Genomic DNA, 1,469 nt, shown 5'->3' with positions numbered 1-1,469 from the left:
GAGGAAGCGCGCCGGAGCGGCGAAGCCCTCGATCGCTGGACGCAGCTCGCACTGGCGGCCGCCCGCGAGGCCGCTTCGGCAAAGCTCAGGCCACGCGGCTCGTCGTATCCAGCACGTCCTCGGTGACCGTTCGATTGCGGCCGTCGCGCTTCGCCTGCATCAGCGCCTGGTCGGCGCGATCGACCAGAGAGCCGGCCGTATCGCCGCGCCGATAGCTCGACACGCCTAGGGAGATGGTGATCCGGCCGAGGTTCTCGTTGGTCGAGCGCTTGACCAGCTCCCGCGTGAGCAGGGCCTGCCGAACGGTCTCCGCGCCGAATTTGCCGGCGATCAGATCCGCCTCCGGCAGGATGATCGCGAACTCCTCGCCGCCGAAGCGGCTGATGACGGCCTTGTCCTTGAACTTGTCCTTCATGGTGCGGGCGACAAGGCGCAACACCTGATCGCCCGTCAGGTGGCCGTGGGCGTCGTTGAAGCGCTTGAAGAAGTCGATATCGGCCATGACCAGCGCGAAAGGCTCGCGCCGCAGCGTGGCCTGATCGATCGACTTCTGCAGCATCTCCTCGAAATGGCGACGATTGGCGAGGCCGGTCAACGGGTCGGTGAGGGCCTCGGCGCGGGTCGATTCCAGGGCCTCGCGCAGATTGCGGATCTCGTTGGAACTGTTGCGCAGCTCCGCCTCGAGCTGCGCCTTGCGGGCGACTTCCTCGCGGGTCGACAGCACGAGGGCCTCGACCCACTCTCGCAGCTTCTGCCGGTCGGTGGCCGGTGGAACCTCCTCCGTCATCGCGGTGAGGCGGCCGTGATAGAGCTCGCTCGAGCCCAGCGCCTTGTCGACGAGCGCCATCATGGCGTCGATCTCGCCGAGAACCTGCATGCTGGTTCGCTCTGCCTGGCGGGCGAAGCGCTCGGTGGTGATGAAGCGCTCATAGAGCGTGTCGATGTCGGCGGCTGCGACCGTGCCGCTTTCACTGCCTGCGATGATGGCCTCGATGGCCATCGTCACGGCCGGCATCTCGCCACTCAGATGGGCATACCAGACTTCGAAGGCGCGGGGGTAACTCGGCGAGCCGTGCTGCCGCATCGCGGCAACGACGCGTTCGGCGAGATCGCTGGTGCGAGCGGAAACCAAAGCCTCGTCGTCCATGCCTACGCCATTCCGGTATGAAGCCGGGTCGTGGCTTTCGGCCACGTCAGCTTCGATTGACACAATCGAAGCGGGACATCCTGTCCGTATTTACGGCGGCATGCGCCCGTCCGCTGCGGCGAGAGCCTCGCTGCAGCGGCGATCAATCTAGGATGGCGGAGTTAAGAACGGGTTGATGCCGCAAGGTCAGCCGATGCGCGCCGGGCGCAGCAGAAATGCCGGCACGTGATCGCCGAGACCCTTGACCTGCGGGCCGTCATCATCGTCCCGCGAGCGCGAATTCCGGCTGCGGCGCGGGCTGTCCTGCTCCCGGGATGCGGCC

General features: G+C 66.6%; 1 protein-coding gene. It reads right to left on the bottom strand.

Features of this window, described 5'->3' with window-relative positions; all coding sequences use genetic code 11:
* Positions 1-85: 85 nt before the first annotated feature.
* The gene (locus ACIPIA_RS16185) at positions 86-1,147 is read right to left on the bottom strand and encodes a GGDEF domain-containing protein (protein ID WP_400510998.1); all 1,062 of its coding nucleotides are present in this window, start codon (positions 1,145-1,147) and stop codon (positions 86-88) included.
* Positions 1,148-1,469 lie beyond the last annotated feature (322 nt).

The organism is Allobosea sp. CER48 (genome assembly GCF_044752385.1).
Taxonomy (GTDB): domain Bacteria; phylum Pseudomonadota; class Alphaproteobacteria; order Rhizobiales; family Beijerinckiaceae; genus Allobosea.
The sequence above is the reverse complement of the archived record's forward strand: the minus strand, read 5'-3'. Positions and strand labels throughout refer to the sequence as shown.

Coding starts and splice junctions, on each gene's coding strand:
- ACIPIA_RS16185 (WP_400510998.1), bottom strand. CDS start 1,147: ATGGACGACGAGGCTTTGGTTTCCGCTCGCACCAGCGATCTCGCCGAA.